Annotated in this window: 24 protein-coding genes and 1 pseudogene; 16 read left to right on the top strand and 9 right to left on the bottom strand. The window is 40.7% G+C overall.

From position 1 onward, the window contains the following. Nucleotides 1-3 precede the first annotated feature (3 nt). The gene (locus tag ACTWQL_RS14810; RefSeq protein WP_443143206.1) at nt 4-1,023 is read right to left on the bottom strand and encodes an ABC transporter permease; all 1,020 of its coding nucleotides are present in this window, start codon (nt 1,021-1,023) and stop codon (nt 4-6) included. Then, complete coding sequence (locus ACTWQL_RS14805; RefSeq protein WP_443143205.1) at nt 1,024-1,926, bottom strand: ABC transporter permease subunit; 903 nt, start codon at nt 1,924-1,926, stop codon at nt 1,024-1,026. A 141-nt stretch (nt 1,927-2,067) separates the two neighbouring features. Here ACTWQL_RS14805 and ACTWQL_RS14800 point away from each other — a divergent pair, with 141 nt between their 5' ends. Both ACTWQL_RS14800 and ACTWQL_RS14795 read left to right on the top strand, forming a co-directional pair. Then, nucleotides 2,068-2,700, top strand: a complete 633-nt coding sequence (locus ACTWQL_RS14800) for a hypothetical protein (RefSeq protein WP_443143204.1) — start codon at nt 2,068-2,070, stop codon at nt 2,698-2,700. A gap of 134 nt (nt 2,701-2,834) precedes the next feature. Next, nucleotides 2,835-4,133, top strand: coding sequence for an alpha/beta hydrolase (locus tag ACTWQL_RS14795; protein WP_443143203.1), 1,299 nt, complete (start codon nt 2,835-2,837; stop codon nt 4,131-4,133). An 81-nt stretch (nt 4,134-4,214) separates the two neighbouring features. On the opposite strand, the gene ACTWQL_RS14790 is transcribed toward ACTWQL_RS14795, so the two are convergent. Genes ACTWQL_RS14790 through ACTWQL_RS14780 form a run of 3 tightly spaced genes read right to left on the bottom strand, consistent with a single transcriptional unit; the run spans nt 4,215 to nt 5,071 of the window. Then, nucleotides 4,215-4,466 (bottom strand): hypothetical protein, encoded by a 252-nt coding sequence (locus ACTWQL_RS14790; protein WP_443143202.1) that lies wholly within the window; start codon nt 4,464-4,466, stop codon nt 4,215-4,217. 18 nt (nt 4,467-4,484) lie between these two features. Then, nucleotides 4,485-4,742, bottom strand: coding sequence for a hypothetical protein (locus tag ACTWQL_RS14785; protein ID WP_443143201.1), 258 nt, complete (start codon nt 4,740-4,742; stop codon nt 4,485-4,487). A gap of 29 nt (nt 4,743-4,771) precedes the next feature. After that, nucleotides 4,772-5,071: a hypothetical protein gene (locus tag ACTWQL_RS14780; RefSeq protein ID WP_443143200.1), complete on the bottom strand. Its 300-nt coding sequence runs from the start codon at nt 5,069-5,071 to the stop codon at nt 4,772-4,774. A gap of 198 nt (nt 5,072-5,269) precedes the next feature. Here ACTWQL_RS14780 and ACTWQL_RS14775 point away from each other — a divergent pair, with 198 nt between their 5' ends. After that, on the top strand, nt 5,270-6,364 hold the full coding sequence (locus tag ACTWQL_RS14775; protein WP_443143199.1) for a S8 family peptidase: 1,095 nt from the start codon (nt 5,270-5,272) through the stop codon (nt 6,362-6,364). 120 nt (nt 6,365-6,484) lie between these two features. On the opposite strand, the gene ACTWQL_RS14770 is transcribed toward ACTWQL_RS14775, so the two are convergent. Further along, nucleotides 6,485-7,465 (bottom strand): LacI family DNA-binding transcriptional regulator, encoded by a 981-nt coding sequence (locus ACTWQL_RS14770; protein ID WP_443143198.1) that lies wholly within the window; start codon nt 7,463-7,465, stop codon nt 6,485-6,487. Nucleotides 7,466-7,802: 337 nt separating this feature from the next. Here ACTWQL_RS14770 and ACTWQL_RS14765 point away from each other — a divergent pair, with 337 nt between their 5' ends. Further along, nucleotides 7,803-7,937: a hypothetical protein gene (locus tag ACTWQL_RS14765; RefSeq protein ID WP_443143197.1), complete on the top strand. Its 135-nt coding sequence runs from the start codon at nt 7,803-7,805 to the stop codon at nt 7,935-7,937. 77 nt (nt 7,938-8,014) lie between these two features. Here the strand turns inward: ACTWQL_RS14765 and ACTWQL_RS14760 are convergent, their stop codons facing one another. Beyond that, nucleotides 8,015-8,848: an SDR family oxidoreductase gene (locus tag ACTWQL_RS14760; RefSeq protein WP_443143196.1), complete on the bottom strand. Its 834-nt coding sequence runs from the start codon at nt 8,846-8,848 to the stop codon at nt 8,015-8,017. A gap of 109 nt (nt 8,849-8,957) precedes the next feature. Between ACTWQL_RS14760 and ACTWQL_RS14755 the strand changes: the two genes are divergently transcribed. The 9 genes and pseudogenes from ACTWQL_RS14755 to ACTWQL_RS14715 all read left to right on the top strand — a co-directional run bounded on the left by ACTWQL_RS14755 (nt 8,958) and on the right by ACTWQL_RS14715 (nt 15,466). Further along, the gene (locus ACTWQL_RS14755) at nt 8,958-9,947 is read left to right on the top strand and encodes a helix-turn-helix transcriptional regulator (RefSeq protein ID WP_443143195.1); all 990 of its coding nucleotides are present in this window, start codon (nt 8,958-8,960) and stop codon (nt 9,945-9,947) included. 192 nt (nt 9,948-10,139) lie between these two features. Then, a complete protein-coding gene (locus ACTWQL_RS14750; RefSeq protein WP_443143194.1) occupies nt 10,140-11,015 on the top strand; it encodes an aminoglycoside 6-adenylyltransferase in 876 nt (291 codons plus the stop codon). Between the two features lie 9 nt (nt 11,016-11,024). Further along, on the top strand, nt 11,025-11,462 hold the full coding sequence (locus ACTWQL_RS14745) for a GNAT family N-acetyltransferase (protein ID WP_443143193.1): 438 nt from the start codon (nt 11,025-11,027) through the stop codon (nt 11,460-11,462). Nucleotides 11,463-11,598: 136 nt separating this feature from the next. After that, nucleotides 11,599-12,540: a DMT family transporter gene (locus tag ACTWQL_RS14740; protein ID WP_443143192.1), complete on the top strand. Its 942-nt coding sequence runs from the start codon at nt 11,599-11,601 to the stop codon at nt 12,538-12,540. 96 nt (nt 12,541-12,636) lie between these two features. Next, complete coding sequence (locus ACTWQL_RS14735; protein ID WP_443143191.1) at nt 12,637-13,032, top strand: hypothetical protein; 396 nt, start codon at nt 12,637-12,639, stop codon at nt 13,030-13,032. A 30-nt stretch (nt 13,033-13,062) separates the two neighbouring features. After that, a complete protein-coding gene (locus ACTWQL_RS14730; RefSeq protein ID WP_443143190.1) occupies nt 13,063-13,566 on the top strand; it encodes a GNAT family N-acetyltransferase in 504 nt (167 codons plus the stop codon). 154 nt (nt 13,567-13,720) lie between these two features. Further along, nucleotides 13,721-14,068, top strand: a pseudogene (locus tag ACTWQL_RS14725) (YybH family protein). Nucleotides 14,069-14,446: 378 nt separating this feature from the next. Beyond that, nucleotides 14,447-14,659 (top strand): YozQ family protein, encoded by a 213-nt coding sequence (locus ACTWQL_RS14720; protein WP_443143189.1) that lies wholly within the window; start codon nt 14,447-14,449, stop codon nt 14,657-14,659. 30 nt (nt 14,660-14,689) lie between these two features. Then, complete coding sequence (locus ACTWQL_RS14715) at nt 14,690-15,466, top strand: cyanophycinase (RefSeq protein ID WP_443143188.1); 777 nt, start codon at nt 14,690-14,692, stop codon at nt 15,464-15,466. Nucleotides 15,467-15,512: 46 nt separating this feature from the next. On the opposite strand, the gene ACTWQL_RS14710 is transcribed toward ACTWQL_RS14715, so the two are convergent. Further along, complete coding sequence (locus ACTWQL_RS14710) at nt 15,513-15,962, bottom strand: YndM family protein (RefSeq protein WP_443143187.1); 450 nt, start codon at nt 15,960-15,962, stop codon at nt 15,513-15,515. Between the two features lie 127 nt (nt 15,963-16,089). Beyond that, nucleotides 16,090-16,161, bottom strand: coding sequence for a hypothetical protein (locus tag ACTWQL_RS14705; RefSeq protein ID WP_443143310.1), 72 nt, complete (start codon nt 16,159-16,161; stop codon nt 16,090-16,092). A gap of 440 nt (nt 16,162-16,601) precedes the next feature. Here ACTWQL_RS14705 and ACTWQL_RS14700 point away from each other — a divergent pair, with 440 nt between their 5' ends. The 3 genes from ACTWQL_RS14700 (at nt 16,602) to ACTWQL_RS14690 (ending at nt 19,800) form a co-directional block, all read left to right on the top strand. Beyond that, nucleotides 16,602-17,993: a bifunctional metallophosphatase/5'-nucleotidase gene (locus tag ACTWQL_RS14700; protein WP_443143186.1), complete on the top strand. Its 1,392-nt coding sequence runs from the start codon at nt 16,602-16,604 to the stop codon at nt 17,991-17,993. 20 nt (nt 17,994-18,013) lie between these two features. Next, on the top strand, nt 18,014-18,655 hold the full coding sequence (locus ACTWQL_RS14695) for an HAD family hydrolase (RefSeq protein WP_443143185.1): 642 nt from the start codon (nt 18,014-18,016) through the stop codon (nt 18,653-18,655). A gap of 233 nt (nt 18,656-18,888) precedes the next feature. Continuing rightward, nucleotides 18,889-19,800: a vanadium-dependent haloperoxidase gene (locus ACTWQL_RS14690; protein WP_443143184.1), complete on the top strand. Its 912-nt coding sequence runs from the start codon at nt 18,889-18,891 to the stop codon at nt 19,798-19,800. Nucleotides 19,801-19,907: the final 107 nt, after the last annotated feature.

Genomic DNA, 19,907 nt, shown 5'->3' with positions numbered 1-19,907 from the left:
CTATCATGATTTTGATGAAAGCTGTGTGAAATCTGTCACTTTAACAGTCTGAGCGGGGCGTTTGGTCTTTGTTTGGTTACTTTTTCGAAGTGATGCACTTCGATTCAACTCTTGTTCAAAGCCTGTCAACGTCATCTTCCCTGCTAAAATGGTCAATGTAAAGGCAAGGACAGGGATGAAGGTAATCCATGGATAACCGGTCCAAATGAATTCCCACCAGAGCCCGAGCAGTCCAGACCACTCATTCGAAAGGGAATATTCCCTGGGCGTTCTGAACATATCTTCTTTTACATCCATACCTCCAACGAAGATTCTCAATATCCCCAGGTGCGCCATGATCAACAATACCTGAATCAGTTCCCTCATATAGATCATGATCAGCTGTGGAATCAAGAAAGGGATCAGATGTTTCTTGAGGATATGTCTTTTGCCAGCACCGAGGACGGTCACGCCTTCCATGAATTCTTTTTTCAAAAAACGATCCGTCTCATTAAGGACAAGTAAGGAATTCGTAGGAATAGCGATCGCGGTAAGCACCAACACAATGATAAGCCCTTGCTCAGTAAAATTTAACGAATACTCCCCTACATATAATTTTTCATAAAATAAAACCCAGATCAGTAAGAAGTATGCAAATAGTGTAGCAGGGAAATAATTTCCCGCATCGACGAACCATGCAAAAAACTTCTTCGTTTTAGAGACAAACATCCCTACGAAAATTCCGATTACAGATGAGATGAATATCCGGAAAAAAGCGGTCACGAAGGCAATGCCTAACGTATATTTCGCACCGATCACCATAATCGTCAGAAGATCCCGTCCAAAATGCTCGGTCCCGAAAGGTGGATGGTCTGTCGGTGAATATGGATGGGGGACAAGCTTTCCATTATCATCATGCAGAAGACCGATGACAGGGATTGCATCATCCTTCAAGACATGATACACGAGACTTGAGACAAATAAACCGATGATGAAAAGTGCTCCTATCAGAAACATTGGATTTCGTAATAACCGTATGATCATTTAAATCATCACCTCTCTTCCCGTGCTGCGTTGTATGACAAGCTTAGAAATCAATAGGATCAGGAAAATCGGTATGTAGAACATGATCAGGCTGAACGCGATGATCTCGATCTGTTTATAGTTCAAGATATATTTCGTCAATCCGTATATGTTGAAGATCCTTTCTAAAATGATCAAATTCGAGAGCATCAACCAGATGATTGCTTTTGAATGGCTTGTTATTCCGATCACGGAATTCCGGAAGATATGTTTTAAGAACAATAGATTCGGGCGAACCCCTTTACTGACTGCAAATTCCGCATACTGTTTCTGGTATTCTTCCATAGTCATGAACAACGACACTTTATAGAAAAATAGAGTCGGAAGAAGCGAAAGCACGATGATCGGAACGAAATAGACTTTTTCAAATGCCCCTGCGATCGGGAATAACAAGATTTCCGTTTTTTTATAAAACCAGATGATGAAGAACTGCACGACAAAAATGACGAAAATATCAGGCAGTGCTTCTAAGAATGAAAGGATCCTTGACAAGACTTGGACCACCCGTTTGGGCAGGAAGGAAGTAAAATAGGTCAGGAATATTCCAGCAAATATAGCAGTTACTAAAGCGGCCATGAATATTTTGATCGAATAAAGGTAGTATTCCCAAAACATAGGAAAGAGGGAATAGTTCTTTTCAAAAGGGCTTGGATAAGGACCTGGGTACTTGATGCGGTAAATATCCTTATAAACGATGATTTCACTTGGGTTCACAAGTAAGATTACAAGTTTCTTAAGGTTTTGGAAATAACTCGTGAAACTGATATCGATTTGATACATTGTCATCCCGAGAAAAGCAGAAATCATGACAATACCGATCACGACAAAAAGAAAACGTACAAGACTATTAGCAATTGATTTCAACAATACAACCACCTACCACAAAGACATTAAAACTCCCTATAGATATAGACGAAGTAAAAGGGGTTTGGTAGAAATTAACTTGTGGTATGTATTATAGATAGATTACCAGGTTATGTAAATCTTTATTGCGGAGGACATGTGGTGAAGAAAAGCTTGTACCTTGTTTTCATGTTGATTTTGACTATTCCCCTATATGGCTGTTCAGAAGAAAAGGTCAAAGGAAATGTACAAGATGCTAAAAATTCAGAAAGCGAAATGGAAGGGGAGACGGAACCCGTTACCTTTAAAGTAGAGGGTAAAGAAATAATATTAAAGATGTCGACGATCCTATCGGACCAAGTTGAAATATTGCTTCCTGAGTCCTTTGATGTAATGGATGAAGAGCAGGCTAAGTTGAAATATCCCGGTGAACGAAGACCGACGCTCATATACACCAATGAGAATGCAACAGTTAACATTGCATTCAATCATACAGAAAATAAAGCAAGCAATGAGCAAATGGAAGACGTGTTAAAGGGTATGGTAGATACGTTTAAGAACATGTATCCTTCTGCAGAATGGCTTAATAAAGAAGTTTATGAGATACATGGAAAAAATGTTGCCAGTATGGAACTTATTACACCTGCGATGGATACGGAAATTTATAATCTTATGTTCATGATGGAATTGGACGGGAAACTTTTGCTTGGGACAGTAAACAGCACCAAAGAACAGATGGAAGACTGGCAGCCAATCGCAAAAGAAATGATGAAATCAATTAATATTGCCGATTGACTGAAAACTTGGAATGCTAAGATTCTATGGATGATGATTGAAAATTGTATTAGTAGATCCATAAAATAATAATGAAACAAAACGCTCCATTCAATCGTAAAGAATTAAAGATGAAAAGGATAGGAGCGGTTCTAATGAAAAACCTTTATGTATTGCTCGCTCTGGCTTTGATCATAGGTCTCGTTAGCGGATGCAGTGATAAAAAGAATGAAGATAAACCCAAAATGACAGAACATTTGACAGGAACGTGGAATGGAACGATAAATGTGCCTGGGCAGCCATTGAATATCATCATAAAATTTGAGCAAAAAGATGAGTTGGCGGGTACGATCAGCATCCCTGTCCAGAATGTAACGGATTTCAGTTTATCGGAAATCAAGCTGAATGACGAGAAAGTCAATTTTAAAATGCCGCTGCATGGACAAGAAATCAAGTTTTACGGAACCATCGATAAGAATAAGATAGATGGAACATTCACACAATCCGGCCAAAGCATTCCTTTTGAACTCAAAAAAGGCGATGTAGCTGCCGGTCAACCAGAAGAGGAGGAAGATTTCCTAACAATCGAAACCTCGGCTGGGATGCTGTATGGATCATTACTCACTCCAGAAACAGAGGATCCATCACCGATCGCACTCATCATCCCTGGCTCAGGACCGACTGACCGGAACGGGAATTCCCAGGCAGGAAGAAACGACAGCTTGAAGCTTTTAGCAGAAGGACTTGCGGAGAATGGAATCGCAAGTCTCCGTTATGACAAACGTGGAGCCGGTAAGAATCAAGAAGCGATCATAAAAGAGGAAGATATCCGGTTTGACCGATTCGTAAAGGACGCAGTAAAATGGATCGAATTGCTTGAACAAGATGAACGGTTTACAGATATCATAATCATCGGACATAGTCAGGGCTCACTTGTCGGTATGATGGCTGCGGAAGATTCGGAAGCCGATGCGTTCATTTCGATTGCTGGAGCCGGTCGTACAATTGATGAAGTTTTGTCAGAACAGTTGGAAACATTGCCTGATGAACTAAATGATGAAAGTGAAAGCATCCTTGAAGAATTGAGACGAGGGAATAGAGTGGAAGAGGTAGATCCTCAGTTGATGAGTATTTTCAAACCGAGTGTCCAGCCCTTCCTCATGTCATGGATGAACTACGATCCTACTGAAGAAATCCGACAGATGAGCATCCCGACACTCGTCATCAACGGAAAGAATGATGTCCAGGTCTCGGTGGCAGATGCTGAAAACCTTGCTGCTGCAAGGCCGGATGCCGAACTGTTGTTGATTGATAAGATGAACCATGTGTTAAAAGAAGCACCCGAGGATCGGGAAGGCAATCTGGCCACCTATTCTGATCCAACCCTGCCCTTAGCTGACGGACTTACAGAAGAAATTACAAATTTTTTAAAAGAAAATAAAATAAAAAAATAAATGATTCAATATTGGCCCTGCAACATAATTTTGCAGGGTTTTGTAGCATGAAAAGGTACATACACATTCTATATCAAAGAATTAGCCTGAAGTATTCGTAATGAATTTAATCCCTCTGATGCGTTGACAATCGACAATGAACGGATTTCCATCACTTTCATCGATCAATGTAACACAACAATCCTTATGATCAAGACAGGTGAAAATATAATTCTGATCCTCGAAGAATTGATCATCCCCTAAAGTGATTTGGATGACATCACCTGTTTTAAGCTTTTTGAATTGATGACACACACAACCTTTGCAATCTCTTTTGTCGCATCCGCAACTCATTGATATTTCCCTCCTTTTTTAACCATTGACCTGCTCATTCTGAGAAATCTTCACTCCAGCGATCCGAGTACAATCAAAAAAGACGAATGAGTCTTCTTGAGGCCTTCTAGTGGTTATACAACACTTTTTTTCATCCAGGCATACGAAAACAAAATCTTCATTCTCAAAAAATTCATCTGTGTTGTCAATTGCAATTTGAATAGTCGTCCCTGTGTCAAGCTTTCGAAACAATTTACAAATACAACTGTTGCACTCATCAAAGTGTTTTTTCTTCATGATTCTCCTCCTTCTCTCTGCCATTTTAATTACTCGACTGCCCCAGGACCGTTTACATTTACGATTTCGAACGCCACAAGTTCATTGCAGTCAAGGACGAATGCATTGTCATCACTAGGGTCGATCAAAGTAACACAACAAGTTTCCTTATCAAAACTGACAAAACGGTATTCTTGGTCCTCTTCAAAAAAATCTTCAAGAAAAGCAAGTCTGATCAACGTTCCTTTTTCCAAATCCCTTAGCAGGTCACAGAGACAGCTTTTGCATTTGTTTTTCTTTTTTGTATGTCGGACTGTTTCCCCTTCATTAAATAGTCCTTTTTTCCTCAATGTGAATCCCTCCTTTAATGTCTCAAAAAGGTATACTGCATCTTATGAAATTAGTCCAAATATGTATAGACGAGCACCTATATGCTCTTTCATACGGGGAAAGCCTATTTTCACAATGGCCTAGACCACGCCGTGACCGTAATCTATTAGATTGCGTAAACTAGTAATGAAATAATAGAAAGGTGTGATTTCAAACTGATGGACTTCTCTCCTCATAGACTCCTCATCCGGTTCCGCGATAAAACCCCGCCTGATCGATGTCTTCACATACATCAACAAGCTAGAGCAAAAGTAACCCGAATCATAAAAGAACTGAACATTGAAATCGTAGAAGTCCCACCAGAACAAATAGAGGATTGTCTTCATTGCTATTTAAGCTGCAGTGAGGTTGAATTCGCCGAAAAAGATGCGCTTGTTAAATCAGATCTTGTTCCAAATGATCCGCTTCTCCCACAGCAATGGGGCCTTCTGAAAGTTGTTGCAACTAGGGCATGGAACATAACACGAGGTTCCATTAAAGCCCCGATTGCCATCCTCGATACGGGTCTTGATATGACTCATCCTGATCTCAAAGATAAAATCATTTTGAACGCTAATTTTTCAGATACGTCAACAGCGCAGGATTTCAATGGTCATGGAACACATGTAGCTGGCATAGCGGCAGCCGTCACGAAAAATGGAAGGGGGGTTGCAGGACTTGCGATCAATCCAACATTGATGAACATAAAAGTACTGGATGACGGTGGGACAGGCTCTTTAAGCAGTGTCGTGCAAGGTATCGTTTATGCTGTAGATAGTGGAGCCAAAGTCATTAACATGAGTCTCGGTACAACGTTCTTCAGTTCAACACTTCACGATGCTGTCAAATATGCGCAAAGGAATGGGGTGCTGTTAGTCGCTGCAGCAGGAAATGATGGGGTCAATCAACATAACTATCCTGCAGCTTTTGCTCAATGTATAAGTGTTGCGGCGGTTAACCGGGAGGACGCGAAAGCTTTCTTTTCTAACTTCGGAGCTTCATGGGTTGATCTCGCAGCTCCAGGGATCGATATGCTGTCGACCATGCCAACCTATCCGAACATTATCGGACCACAAAACTATGGTTACCTCTCTGGGACTTCTCAAGCAACACCTTTAGTTAGCGGATTGGCTGCAGTACTTCTTTCCCTAAATCGAAATGCGAATGTCGTCAGACGGACCATCGAGTCTACAACCGTTCAAATTGCAGGGGTAGGCACCCTGTATGAATATGGACGGATCAATGCCTATAATGCCCTGTTGAAACTACCTTGATAATACGAGACGATTTGATAGATGATGGATTCTGAATTTTTAGCGGACACCACAGCCGTTATCTGTCTCAAAATTCTTTGATTGTGAACAGATTTTCTAAATTAAGGTCTCTGATGTCCGTTAACGATTGTTCAAATCAGCAACAGTGTTCCTTTTTATCAATTCAAAGGGCATCTCTTTATGCTGGTGGCCATCTGCATTCAAGAGAGCATCGAGAAGCTGTTGGCCCATTTTTTCTAGAGGCAGATCAATTGTGGTGAGTTGCAGATATTCAGAAATCGGATGGTTGTCGAAACCGATAACCGATAATTCCTCAGGTGTACGTATGTCCTCTTTGGCACATTGCATTAGAATACCGGCAGCCACCTGATCGCTTGTCACCAGCAAAGCAGTCGGCTTTTCGGCAATGCGCATAAGGTTATGGACGACCTTTTCACCGTCTTCAATCGTATAAGAGTGGTCGAATATCCATTCGTCTCGGACAGGTTCACCAATCTTTTTTAATGTATTGAAGTAGGCAGCTTCCCTCTGTTTGCTGTTCGTCCCTGTCCGTCTGCCGATACAATAACCGATTTTTCGATGCCCATGTCTAACAAGGTGGTCCAATCCTTTTTTAAAAGCATGGTAGTGATTGATGTAGGCGGATTTTACGTTATGATCACGTCCGTCCTCACATACAACGATAGGTCCGTAAGTTTCATATGTTTCAATGATGCTCCAGTCGCACTCTCTTGAGCATATGATGAGACCATCAATTTGCTTCATCCGTAGCATTTCCAACGCTTCGACTTCCCTGTCCAGATCATAATCCGTCTGAAAGAGAATCAATTTGTAGTCTTTTTTCAAAGCCTCTTTTGCAATTCCATCTAAAATTGAGCTGAAGTAAGGATGGTTGATGAAAGGAAGGGCCACCCCGACGAGTTTTGTTACGCCTTTTGTCAGGTGTACCGCGTTGATATTGATGTGATAATTCAACTCTTCAATCGCTTTCATCACAAGGTTCCGTTTTTCCTCACTTACATAAGGATGATCATTCAAAACCCTCGAAACGGTTGTTACGGAAACACCAGCAGCCTTTGCTACATCACGGATATTCGCCACGGATCTTCACCTCATTCTTATAAAGTGGTTGAGTCATATAAAGCTTTTTTCGGAAACTTTGTTGCTCTTGAAAGTCGTTGATTTCCGCTCCAGGATGCTCGCTTTCCGCGGGGCGTGCGGTGAGCCCACGCGTCGCCTTGCGACATTGAATGGTCTCACCTGTCCCGGTGATCCCGCAGGAGTCTCGGGCACCTTGCTCTCCAATCAACTTGTACTTTACAAAAATGACCTAAAAGCAACAATCTTTAAGAAAAGAGCCTATAAAAAACACTTGCTATGAAACGCGTTTCACACATTATAGTCAAACCAATTAAACCATATAAAGGATGTGTAATGCATGTTGAGCGGTTTGATAGTAATGATTCTCTTGTGTTTGATCGAATTGGCAGGGGCTCATTTCGTATTGGGTTCAATAGGTGATGAGACTGAGAAACCGTATGAACGATATGAAGATTTCTTTTATGAAGAATGAGGGGCTTTGATAATGACAGGCGTTTATCTGAAAAAGAAGGACCCACCGAATCTTCCATGGTGGGTCTTATCACGCTTTCATATGCTGAATGGAGGGATGTAACGCCCATCAAGATCTGCAAACTGATATTCTTTAGCTAAATCACCTGCTCGTATGACCTGACCTGTTTTAGCCATAATATCAGGATCGCTTGCAAGTGCTTTAATACCGCGGCCAATATAATGAGGAGTTTCAGTCCGTTGTAAATCTTCTGCTTCCTGCCAATGCTCTTCGTCTGATCCATGGAATTTCAAGACAAGTTCTGTCCTCATGAAACCAGGTGAGACAGCTAGGACAGCGATATTATCTGGTTTCAAGTCAATCGAAAGCCCATACGCCATCCGGGCCAGTGCGTTCTTTGCGAGATCGTAATAGAAGTGTCCTGTGTATTTGCCATTATCCCAAAAAGTAGTGTGAAAGATGACCGCTTGTTCATTTTCACGTAAAAGTGGAACGGCGAAATGATTTGTCGCCAGTTGTGCCCGGACCCCTGCTGTGAACATCGTATCCCAATGTTCCAGTGGCAATTCATAGAAACGTCCGGCCGCAATACCTAAATCATGTGCTCCCCATACGTTATTGACGAGTATGTCCATTTTTCCTTGTTCTTCACGGATTTGGGTGATGACCGCTTCCGTTTCTGTATCCTTCGTATGATCGCAGCGTACAGCGATTCCTTTCCCACCCATTGCTTCGATTTGTTCCACGGTCTCATCAATCGTACCCGGCCAATCATTCGTAGAGTTTTCTTGTATGCTCCGTCCTGTTACATAGACTGTGGCGCCGGCTTTCCCGAGTTCGATCGCAATTCCACGGCCAGCGCCTCTGCTTCCACCAGTTACAAGAGCAACTTTTCCAACTAATGGTTTCATAAAAATCCATCCTTTCAGAGTAGATGCTTTCATTTTACCGTGGAAATCTTGACATCCTTTGTCATATTTCTTTAAATAAAAGTATCAAATTTAGGAAAAGGTGAAGGCGATGAGAGGCGATCGATTGGTTTCTATTGTGCTGTTATTACAATCACATGGACGACTGACAGCTGCTGAACTGGCAGAAAAACTGGAAGTATCTGAGCGGACAATCTATCGGGATTTGGAAGCGTTGAGCGGAACAGGGATCCCTGTTATAGCTGAACGTGGAAGAAATGGGGGATGGTCCTTGCTGGAAAACTATCGGACCACGTTGACTGGACTTAAAGAATCTGAAATCCGTACATTATTTCTTTCACCTTCCACTCAATTGCTTGAGGATCTAGGATTGACTCGAACTTCTGAAGAAGCTAGGAATAAATTGATCGCATCGTTACCATCCGAATATCGCGGGAAAGCGAAAGAGGTATGGAATCGCATTCATATCGACACGAGCACATGGCGAGATCGAAAAGAAAAGATCATGACCTTCGATGTCATGAAAAATGCGATTTGGAATAATTGCAAATTAAAGATCAATTATCAAACAGCCGAAGGAAAAGCGACGGAACGTTTGGTTGAACCATTAGGGTTGGTCGCCAAAGGGAGTCGATGGTACTTGATCGCTTGCAAGGCGGATGGAGAATTTCGGAATTTCCGTGCTTCACGGATCGAATATGCCGAACCTACAGATGAACAATTCGAAAGACCAGCGGATTTTGATCTTGCTACATACTGGAAATCTTCAACGAAAGCATTCATCGAGAAATTGCCGACCTACTCCGTGTGGGTAGAGGCAGCACCTTCAATACTGCCAAGAATGAAATTCACCGGCCGCTTTGTACAAAAGATCGAGGCTGGAAGTGAAACCGGGGAAGGTTGGACACCTATCAAACTTTCTTTTGATACAAAGGAGGAAGCAATAAGCTATATACTAGGGTTTGCGGATCAGATCAAGGTGATAGAGCCGAAGGAATTGAAAACCGAAATCCTTTCCGCAGCTGAAGCGACGGTTCGTTTTTATAAAAAAGCAAACAAAGTGGATGTTGAAAGACTTTGAAAGGATTCTTAACAAAGATATCGAACAAAAGATAAAGGGCTGGATTATTGAATTGAAATTGATAGGAGGATTTGCCATGAAAAAGGATTTTGAAAAGTTATAACGTTTAACACTTCAATCTTTTGCTCGACCTCCACCTCAAGTAATGGATAGAACTGATTTTTTAAAATACAAATTTACTGGAGGTTCGATATGAGAACGGAAAAAGAAATGATGGATTTGATTTTGGGAAAAGCGAAGAAGGATAAGAGAATAAGGGCTGTCGTGTTAAATGGCTCACGTGCAAACCCAAATGTCAGGAAAGATATCTTCCAGGATTATGATATCGTCTATCTCGTAAATGACATCCAGTCTTTTACGAAGGATCATAGCTGGGTGGATTATTTTGGAGAGCGGATCATGTTGCAGATGCCAGAAGATAAGGTGATGCCTCCTGCTGAGAATGACGGGAAATTCGCCTATCTTATGCAGTTTATGGACGGGAACCGCATCGACCTGACATTGATTCCTGTTGATAAGATGGAGGAGCTCGTCAACTGGGACAGTCTCAGCATCAAACTCCTGGATAAAGATGATATCGTCGGGGAGTTACCTCCTTCTGATGACCGAGATTACCATATTAAGAAGCCTACTGAAAAAGAATTCGCGGATACTTGCAATGAATTCTGGTGGATTTGTATGAATATCAGCAAGGGTCTTTGGCGGGAAGAATTATCATATGTGATGTTCATGTATGAACAGATCAATCGGAATGTCCTCATCCGTATGATTGAGTGGACGATCGGAAATGACACAGACTTCAAAATCAGTGCAGGGAAGTTTGGCAAGGATTTTAAAAACTTGTTGGATCAAGAAGATTGGCATACGTTTGTTGCAACCTATTCAGGACCTGATTATGAGGATATTTGGAACGCTCTCTTTGTGAAGTGTGAGCTGTTCCGGAAAAAAGCCATCCATGTTGCTGAACATTTCGGTTACGAATATCCCTATGACGATGATAGGAAGGTTTCCGAGTATCTGAAACGTGTCCAAAAGCTTCCTAAAGATGCAGTGTCACAGGTCTTGTAGGTGGGTGACATGATCAACGTAACACAAGCGGTGCGACAGGATTTAGATGAGATCCTGGTTATCGATAATGAAGTGATTGGAACTACCAGTCGAAGTTCCATGTTCGAAAAAGCAATTCATGAGGGGAGATGTCTGGCAGTCCGATCAGGGCATTCTATGATTAAAGGTGTCTTGATCTATCAAACTGAATTTTTTGATTGCAGCTTCATCTCACTTGTGATTGTCCATCCATCCGAAAGACGGAAGGGATATGCTAGTCGTTTGATAAAGGATTTTGAAAAGATCACTCCCACTGAGAAAATCTTTTCTTCCACGAACAAATCGAACAAAAGAATGCAGTCTGTCTTCTCCTCGCTAGGTTATAAGAAGAGCGGTTATATCGAAAATCTCGATGAAGGAGATCCGGAGATGATTTATTATAAAAAAAGGGCAAGTAATGCTGAGTAAATATGGACGCTATCCTGAAGTGGGATAGCGTTTTTTTCATTCCAGCCAACGTGCTTTTAATATCTCCTCACTTGTCACATTCCTTTGAATCAAGTAAACTAGCTACAACTATTTTTCAGAGCAGGGAGGCGATGAAATGAAATCGATTCTATCAAAGCTGCAAGAGCTTCCATATTTGTTGCTGGTCATCGCGACCTTCTTCTGGGGGACGAACTTTGTCATCAGCCGATTGCTGGTGAATGAAATTCCACCGCTCCAGTTGTCTTTTATCCGATGGTCGATTGCCTTCCTTGTATTTTTTCCTTTCATCATCAAGGATATGAAACAGAATCGAACAATGATCCGCAAGAACTGGAAAGTGCTTTTAGCCATGGCTTTGACGGGAGTCGCCGGGTTCAATACGCTTTTATATATTGCTGTCCAATATACGACTTCGATCAACGCGTCATTGGTCAATTCCCTTGCGCCATTGTTGATGGTATTGCTTTCCGTAATCTTCTTGAAGGAAAAACTTTTTAAAATCCAATATATTGGAGTGATTCTTTCTTTTGTGGGCGTGTTTACCGTCATAACGGACGGACATTTAGAAACACTACTGGCATTAAAGGTCAATCCAGGTGACTTGTTTGTATTTGCTGCTGTCATCCTTTTTTCCATCTACTCGGTACTGATGAAAAAGTTTGGCGTGGATCTACCGAAGAAAACGACGTTCATCGTAACGATTTTCATAGCGGTCATCAGCTTGATCCCATTTGCTCTGTGGGAGAGTTCATACCGGGCTTTCTCGGTGGTCAAACTGCCATTCGAAGCGGTCTTGGCGGCTGTTTATCTAGGGATTTTCCCAAGCATCGTCTCTTTCATCTGCTGGAACGAGGGAGTTATGAAAGTTGGACCGGCAAAAGCCTCGAATTACCTCCATCTGATCGTGTTTTTTACCACAATTTTAGCCGTAGCTTTTGCAGGCGAAAGATTGGTGGTAGCACAGGTCATTGGCGGTTTATTCATCTTAACAGGTGTTATTCTAGCCTCCAATCCACAATTCATTCTTAAAAAAACAACTTCTATTATGGATCGATAAGTTCGGCGTCTTCTTATTTAAGAAGACGTCTTTTTTGCAGGAAAAACAAGAGTTGCAGAGAAATGGAAAGGACCAGGCCAATATAGGGAGGTAAATTTGAAAAAGGGATTTGTTTTTCTATTGTTATGCTCAATCATTGGAATCTTCATTTTCAATGGTTCGACCATCTACCGTTCTTGCGATATTGGATCCCAAACGTATTCAGCAGAGAGCAGCAATTGGAAAGCGGGAATAACTGTTAAAAAAGAAAACAGTAACCAAGTGGAGTTAACCTTGTGTTATAAAGGGTCAAATATGAAAAACGTTAATTTGATCGATTTTGATGTTGATGGCGGGGGGTTCGGTTTTCATCTAGAGGATGGAGATCTGAATAAAGAAGGGTTTCTTAAATTTGAAGCAAATATTCCACTTGAAGATAAAATAAAGTCTCTTGAAGGAACAGTTCATTGGAACGATCATACCGAATCAATGACGTTATTAAAGAAAGAATGACGTAGATTGCTACATATAGGAGTTGGCTGTATGAATTTCACAATCGTGATAGACAAAATGACACCAGATGATTGGGAGCAAGTTCGTAAGATCTATAAAGATGGCATTGATACAGGCCATGCCACTTTTGAAACAGAGGTGCCTTCATTTGAAAAATGGGAACGTACACATATGGAAGAATGCAGGTTTGTAGCCCGCTCAGGAAAAGACATCCTAGGCTGGGCTGCCTTAAGTCCCGTGTCTAGGAGATGTGTCTATAGCGGAGTAGCCGAAGTCAGTGTGTATGTGAGCCAAAAGAATAACGGCAAAGGCATCGGTCGACAACTCCTCGATACACTCGTGAAATGTAGTGAAAATCATGGCATCTGGACGTTACAGGCGGGCGTTTTTCCTGAAAACAAAGCAAGTTTAACCTTGCATAAGAAAGCAGGGTTCCGTGAAGTCGGTCGAAGAGAACGACTCGGCAAGATGGCTGGAAAATGGCGTGATGTCATACTGCTTGAACGAAGAAGTGAAGCAGTAGGAATTGAATAGAAGGTAAGGTAATGCTTTCATGAAAGAGGATAATTCATGGGACACTTAGCATACGAAAAATGGAAAGAAAGTGCTCCATAAAGCTATCATCTCATGAGGTACTTTGCAGAAATCAAAAAGATGTAATTTGAAGAATATAACATGAACTGGCCAAATGATTACAAACCTAGCCGCAACGAATACACACGACTTCAACCAAGAGGAAAACGTATTGGCCGAGGATGCAATCTATTGGTTTACAGATAAATCCTGCATGACTCGGAACGAAATCAAAGCGTATTTCGAGAATGCCTGAAAGACGATCCGGGATGAGGTCTACTGTGCCACGGATGTCAAATGGATCTCTGTCAACCAACAATCGAAAACTGTGTACCTGTATACATTCAGGTGGGAAGGATTCTACAAAGGGGAGTTCGCTTCTGGTTCAGGACGAGCTACAAATGTATTCATGAAGGAAACTGACGGTCAATGGAAACTCAAGCACGAGCATCTGAGTAGTTGATTAATCAAGCTCGAAGATTCCAAAAAGTACATCTCAAATAAAGTGTTTTACTTTTATCTGTGAAGGGGGTGGAATAATAAGCCATCCCTTTTCCTAATTGATTTAGAATTAACTTTACTGACGACTATCAGATAGATTTGATCCATATTGTTATGAATTTCGTCAAAATCTGCTTCTGAACACTCAGATGTTGTTGATGAATATAAGGATGAGCTGTTAATCTTTATTATTTGATACTGGACACTTTCTTATTATGAGTTGTTTGCTGCTCATCATTCATATAAAATTTGCACCTTACACATATAGAAAAAAGGCATACCTTGCACTAGATAGGGGACACTTTGAATGTTATAAACAAATATCAAGGAGTGTCTTAGATTGGACTCAAGAAAAAAGGAATTTAAAGATAGCAGTAAAATTGCAGAGAAGAATTATCAACCATCTGATTATGAGGAAAACTCAAATTTAAGCTCTGGCCTTGCAATAACACATGAACAAACGAGTGATACCATGGTAGAAGGAACGATTGATGGAGAAATCGACCATGACAAGAACGAAAAAATCCCGAGGAAGGGTTATGATTTCAAATAGAATATAAATACCTATGTTAGGGTGGATAATATGCCAGGTAAAATCATGTTAGTTGGTGGACATGAGGATAAACAGGGGAGTAAAGAAATTCTGAATGTATTCGCAGAAATGTGCCATTTTCGGAATATTGGAATTTTAACAACAGCCAGCAGTGTTCCAAAGGACGTTTTTAAAGACTATAAAAAAGCATTCCATGACATAAAGGTCAATGATGTCATTCATTTTGATATCCAAAAAAACACTGACGAAAAGAAATTTATTGAAAAACTGAATGACCTTGATGGATTGTTTTTTTCAGGTGGAGACCAACAAAAATTATGTGATGTTCTATGCGACAGCAGTTTCATAACTGCACTTAAAGAAAAGTGGCACCAAGGTTTGGTATTAGGTGGAACGAGTGCTGGTGCTTCAATATGGGGAAGCAAGATGATTGTGGACGCAGAAGAAGAAAATCATGAGATTAAAGATATAAAGATGATGAATGGATTTGGGTTCATTCCCAACTTGATTATTGACCAGCATTTTTCTCAAAGGGAACGGTTTCGAAGATTGATTTATGAAGTAGGTTCAACAAAAGGTCTCGGTATAGGAATAGATGAGAATACGGCTGCGGTCTACGAAAAGAATCAATTGAAAGCCGTTGGTGAAAACATGGTGACCATCATGGAGGGAAGGAACATCACATATTTTGCTGAAGATAAAACGAATGAAGGCTCTGTTTCTGGGATCGTTCTTCATCTAATAACCGCTAAAAACGTATTTTGTTTAGAAACCGGGAAACTCCAAGTAGTAAAAGAAGAGGACTGAAATATTTTGTTTAGATTTTCAGTCCTCATTTCTTTTTCATTTAGAATTATTGCTTATCCCGATTATTGTTCAAGTCTGGCTTCTGCTCTTCCGAAAACTCAGTCGCATAATTATCCTGGCGAACAGGTTCATTTGCGGGTTGACCTTGATCAGGCAATATTTCATTTTCCATATACCTATGAAAGAAATATTCACCGATGGTAATTCCGATCGCTACGTAAAAAGAAGCCAATCCTAAAGGGATGTTTTCTTCAATATATCCTCCTCCGAGTAGCCAAACACCTAAGTAAGCTAGCCCGAAATCAGCGATGCTCGCGACAGCATTTCCGAATCGTGGTAAAATCCACAGATCACCAATGATATAGGCTGCTAGTGTTAAAAAAGTGCTGATTCCCAGGATATCGTTGAAGGACACACCATAGAATAAGCCTAACACGACCCATAAGACAGCTGTCACCATAACAAATTTGATTAATAAAGCCTTGACATGTTTCATTTTAAACCCTCCTTTTCTAATTAAAGTCCCCAATTCATTTACCAATATGCGGAAATTGTTGAGGTGGAGTATGTATTGATAAAAAAACGACCTACTCTCTCCAGTAGATCGGCTTTTGGTTATGTCTTTATTTCACTTTTTTCCAATAAGCTGACTCTTTGCTGGAACGTAATGGAAGGAACGTTTCTCCACTCTCCAATGAAATCTGTCTTTCATCCTCAGTAGGGGTCTGTTCTTTCTGCCGTCAGTCAAACCATCGAATTCATAGGTTCCATTTTCCGGTGCTTTTTCTCCGGTTTTGTAACGATCAGCCATTTTAATCCACTCCTTTGATTTTTGTATTCAAAGACTATGTAACCAGGACAAACACTTGATAAACATCCTTATGGAAAATTAGTACAAAAGTTCAGATTGAAAATCAACGTTATAAAATGGATAGTAATATTGAAGGTATTTCCTCAGCCCTGAATAACTTTGAAATTTACACCCACAGCTATGAATTGACCTATTCTGAAGGGACTTATTGACAATAAAGGCACGGTTCAAATACGAGCTGTGTCTTTTTTGTCTTCTGAAAAAGGAATTTGTAACATATTATAGAAAATTGTAGAAGTAGAACATACAGCATTAGGGGGGAACATGAAAAAATTAAAAATCATACATACGAATGATCTTCATAGCTATTTTGATCAATTTGCAAAAGCATCCACTTTGATCAAGAAACATTTAGATGAAGAAACTCTTCTTTTAGAGGCCGGGGATTTCGCTGATTTCAGAAGCATCGAACTACGAGGGTCGAGAGGGCTCGCCGCGATTGAACTGCTTGAATACCTGGGTTATGATGCCTTGACGATTGGAAACAATGAAATGTTTGATGGCGCAGAAACACTGGAATTCATGGCACAGAAAAGTTCCTTTCCGTTCATTAGTAACAACCTTTATAAAAAAGATAGAACTCCATTTGAGGGTGTAGTTCCAAGCAAAATTCTGATTAAGAACAATCTTCGAATCCTAATAACCGGGTCTTCTCCAGATATGGGGCATTTCAGTGAAGGACTTGGTGTCCATTTCACCCCTTACAGAGAGGGAATTGCTAGAGAAATCCAAAGTCATCAAGGCAAATATGATTTGTGCGTTGTTCTGAATCATGTCGGAACGGTTGCTGATGAAGATTTAGCAAGAACCATCGACGGCATTGATGTCATCATTTCTTCGCATGACCATCAGCTTTTTTCAGAAGCGAAAATCGTCAATGGAACCATCATCAACAGTGCCGGATGTTATGGCAATCATATCGGAGTGATAGAACTGAATGTCAATGGAGATAAGGTTGAATTAGAGGGGTCCGCAACCATATCAACTGAAAGTTCGAAGAGTGATGCCGGAGTGATCTCGATTTTACAAAAGAATAAAGAAAAAGCGATCGAAGCCCTCAACCGTCCCCTATATCATCTTGAACAACCGTTATGGCATGACGTTATTGAGGAAAATCCGATCACGAACTTGATAGCTGACGGATTGAAAGATATGCTCGGATGTGACCTTGGACTGATCAATGGCGGTATTGTCAATGCGGGGGTGTTCAACTACATATCCGATAAAAAATTAATTGAAATCTGTCCCTCTCCCTTAAACCCAACTTCTTTTGAAATCAAGGGCAAGGAGATAAAAACGGCCATCGAACAATCACTGGATGCCCAAGTTTGTCTATCAGATGGAAAAGGTCCAGGTTTCAGAGGGAAATTCATCGGCCGATTGCATGTTTCAGGTGCGACGGTTGTCCATGATGGGAAAAAAGTAATCGAGATCCTTATCGGGGAAGAACCTATTCAGGTTGATAAATGGTATACGGTTGCGAGCTCTGATTATTTACAGCGGGGCTCTGGCTATGAGTCACTCGCAAACAATCGGAGTGCAAAGTACCGTGCAGAAGAAATCCGTGACGTGATCCGCGAATATGCGAAAGACCCAATGTTCCTTGAAAATGCCAAAACACCAAGGTGGACGGAGCGTACGAAAGTGATTAATTGAATTGAAAGGAGTGATTTAAAATGAAAGCATTGATTTTTGACTTTGATGGAACGTTAGCAAACACGTTGCCTGTCTGTTTTTATGCATTTCAGACCGTTTTCAATCGATATGACGAAAGAGACCTGACGGATGACGAAATAAAAGAAATGTTCGGACCTTCAGAAACCGGGATCATCAGAGAGAACCTCTCCCACGCCGATAAGGATCAAGCCATTGAACTGTTCTATGAAAAATATTCAGATAGTCATAGACGGCTAGTCGATTCGAACGAAGAAATCATTGATTTACTTACATATGTTAAAGATAAAGGGATAAAATTGGGGATTTTTACAGGGAAAGCAAGACGAAGTTTAAAAATTTCCCTTCAAGAGCTTGAAATGGATGGAATGTTCGACGTAATCATCACCGGGGATGATGTTACCAATCCGAAACCACATCCGGAAGGATTACAGAAAGCGTTAACACAATTAGGAGTCGCTGAAAACGAAGCGATGTTCATCGGAGATAGTAATGCAGATATAGAAGCGGGTCTTGCAGCGAATGTTCATACAGTGGCTGTCCAATGGCTTCCAGATTATCAAACAGCTGAATTCGATTCCAAGCCGGATTCCATCTATAAGAGTGTAAATCAATTCATTGAGTCACTTGACCATAGGACTTAAAAATCTTGAATGATCAAAGAGACGATTTGAACATCTTTTAAAAGAATTCAAATGAAAAACATGATCGGCATAGCTTTCTGAGAGTGAGCATAACCTGTAAATAATGATATCTGCTATATAAGTTTGAATATGAAAACGCAATAATTGTCCGTAAATTAAACGAATGTACAAGCTAAATGGTTTCCTCACCATAGACTAATAGAAGATAGTCAAAAAAAAAAAAAGGTGAGGAAATGAAAAGAGACAATTATTTAAAATGGTCAGAAGTGCCTTATGGAGGAGAAAGAAAACCACCTTCTGACCCGGTTGATCCTTTAGCTGGTTCATGGCCAACTTATTTTATAAAACGAAAAGGAAACCACTTTGTAGGACCTGATGAAGTTATTAATTTTGAACTTCGACATCCGAACCATATTGATTGGGATGAAGAATTGAAAGTTGTACAACGAACATTAGCGAATATAACTCCTGAACAAATCCAGATAGCCAAATATTGGGGCGCGGGGGTTGCAACAAAACAATGGACACCGATCATCGATAGATTGATTGACACCTACGGATTGACACCAACTTACGCTGCAAGAGTTTTAGCTGCTGTCCAAGCAGGAATAAACGATACATTTGTTGTGACCTGGTATTTCAAATATCTATGTGACGTTGCCCGGCCGATCCAATACGATCAAACACTAAAACCTGTTCTATGCACACCGCGATTTCCAACTTATGTATCTGGTCATTCTGCAATGTCGGGATGTGCAGAAGTTATTTTGGGCTACTTTTTCCCAGGTGAAGTCCATAGACTCCACGAACTTGCTGAAGAAGACTCGATTTCAAGGCTATACGCAGGGATTCACTTTCCGGTAGACCTTGAACAGGGATTAAAACTTGGAAGACGTATTGGACAAGTTGTGGTTTCGCAATTGAGTCAACAAAAGGATTCAAGTGGTCAACCTGTGGATACCCCGTTTGTAGAAAACCTGTATGCTGATCTGCCTCCGCCACTATATAGACAATCGATCCCATATAATTTCAACGAAAATTGTACATCCAACACCAAATTTTCTACACCTAAAAAGAATACACCATTATTTCATTTTCCCAAAAGAAATAAAAATAATGTAAACAATATATTTAATTGGGATTAATATGCAGTTTACAATCGGCTGTTAGTATTTGAAATAAGAGGAAAGGATAAGAGTATTCATTCCTTCTAAAAAATCATTGAAATAATGAACAGCCGATTAACATACAG

It is taken from the genome of Pseudalkalibacillus sp. R45 (assembly GCF_052246725.1).
GTDB lineage: Bacteria > Bacillota > Bacilli > Bacillales > Fictibacillaceae > Pseudalkalibacillus.
The sequence above is the reverse complement of the archived record's forward strand: the minus strand, read 5'-3'. Positions and strand labels throughout refer to the sequence as shown.

Bases quoted from the DNA above. Each gene is read 5' to 3' on its own strand.
- ACTWQL_RS14785 (WP_443143201.1), bottom strand. From the start codon at position 4,742: ATGAAGAAAAAACACTTTGATGAGTGCAACAGTTGTATTTGTAAATTG.
- ACTWQL_RS14760 (WP_443143196.1), bottom strand. From the start codon at position 8,848: ATGAAACCATTAGTTGGAAAAGTTGCTCTTGTAACTGGTGGAAGCAGA.
- ACTWQL_RS14795 (WP_443143203.1), top strand. From the start codon at position 2,835: ATGAAAAACCTTTATGTATTGCTCGCTCTGGCTTTGATCATAGGTCTC.
- ACTWQL_RS14810 (WP_443143206.1), bottom strand. From the start codon at position 1,023: ATGATCATACGGTTATTACGAAATCCAATGTTTCTGATAGGAGCACTT.
- ACTWQL_RS14695 (WP_443143185.1), top strand. From the start codon at position 18,014: ATGAAAGCATTGATTTTTGACTTTGATGGAACGTTAGCAAACACGTTG.
- ACTWQL_RS14730 (WP_443143190.1), top strand. From the start codon at position 13,063: ATGAATTTCACAATCGTGATAGACAAAATGACACCAGATGATTGGGAG.
- ACTWQL_RS14765 (WP_443143197.1), top strand. From the start codon at position 7,803: ATGTTGAGCGGTTTGATAGTAATGATTCTCTTGTGTTTGATCGAATTG.
- ACTWQL_RS14715 (WP_443143188.1), top strand. From the start codon at position 14,690: ATGCCAGGTAAAATCATGTTAGTTGGTGGACATGAGGATAAACAGGGG.
- ACTWQL_RS14740 (WP_443143192.1), top strand. From the start codon at position 11,599: ATGAAATCGATTCTATCAAAGCTGCAAGAGCTTCCATATTTGTTGCTG.
- ACTWQL_RS14710 (WP_443143187.1), bottom strand. From the start codon at position 15,962: ATGAAACATGTCAAGGCTTTATTAATCAAATTTGTTATGGTGACAGCT.
- ACTWQL_RS14750 (WP_443143194.1), top strand. From the start codon at position 10,140: ATGAGAACGGAAAAAGAAATGATGGATTTGATTTTGGGAAAAGCGAAG.
- ACTWQL_RS14745 (WP_443143193.1), top strand. From the start codon at position 11,025: ATGATCAACGTAACACAAGCGGTGCGACAGGATTTAGATGAGATCCTG.
- ACTWQL_RS14755 (WP_443143195.1), top strand. From the start codon at position 8,958: ATGAGAGGCGATCGATTGGTTTCTATTGTGCTGTTATTACAATCACAT.
- ACTWQL_RS14790 (WP_443143202.1), bottom strand. From the start codon at position 4,466: ATGAGTTGCGGATGCGACAAAAGAGATTGCAAAGGTTGTGTGTGTCAT.
- ACTWQL_RS14775 (WP_443143199.1), top strand. From the start codon at position 5,270: ATGGACTTCTCTCCTCATAGACTCCTCATCCGGTTCCGCGATAAAACC.
- ACTWQL_RS14700 (WP_443143186.1), top strand. From the start codon at position 16,602: ATGAAAAAATTAAAAATCATACATACGAATGATCTTCATAGCTATTTT.
- ACTWQL_RS14690 (WP_443143184.1), top strand. From the start codon at position 18,889: ATGAAAAGAGACAATTATTTAAAATGGTCAGAAGTGCCTTATGGAGGA.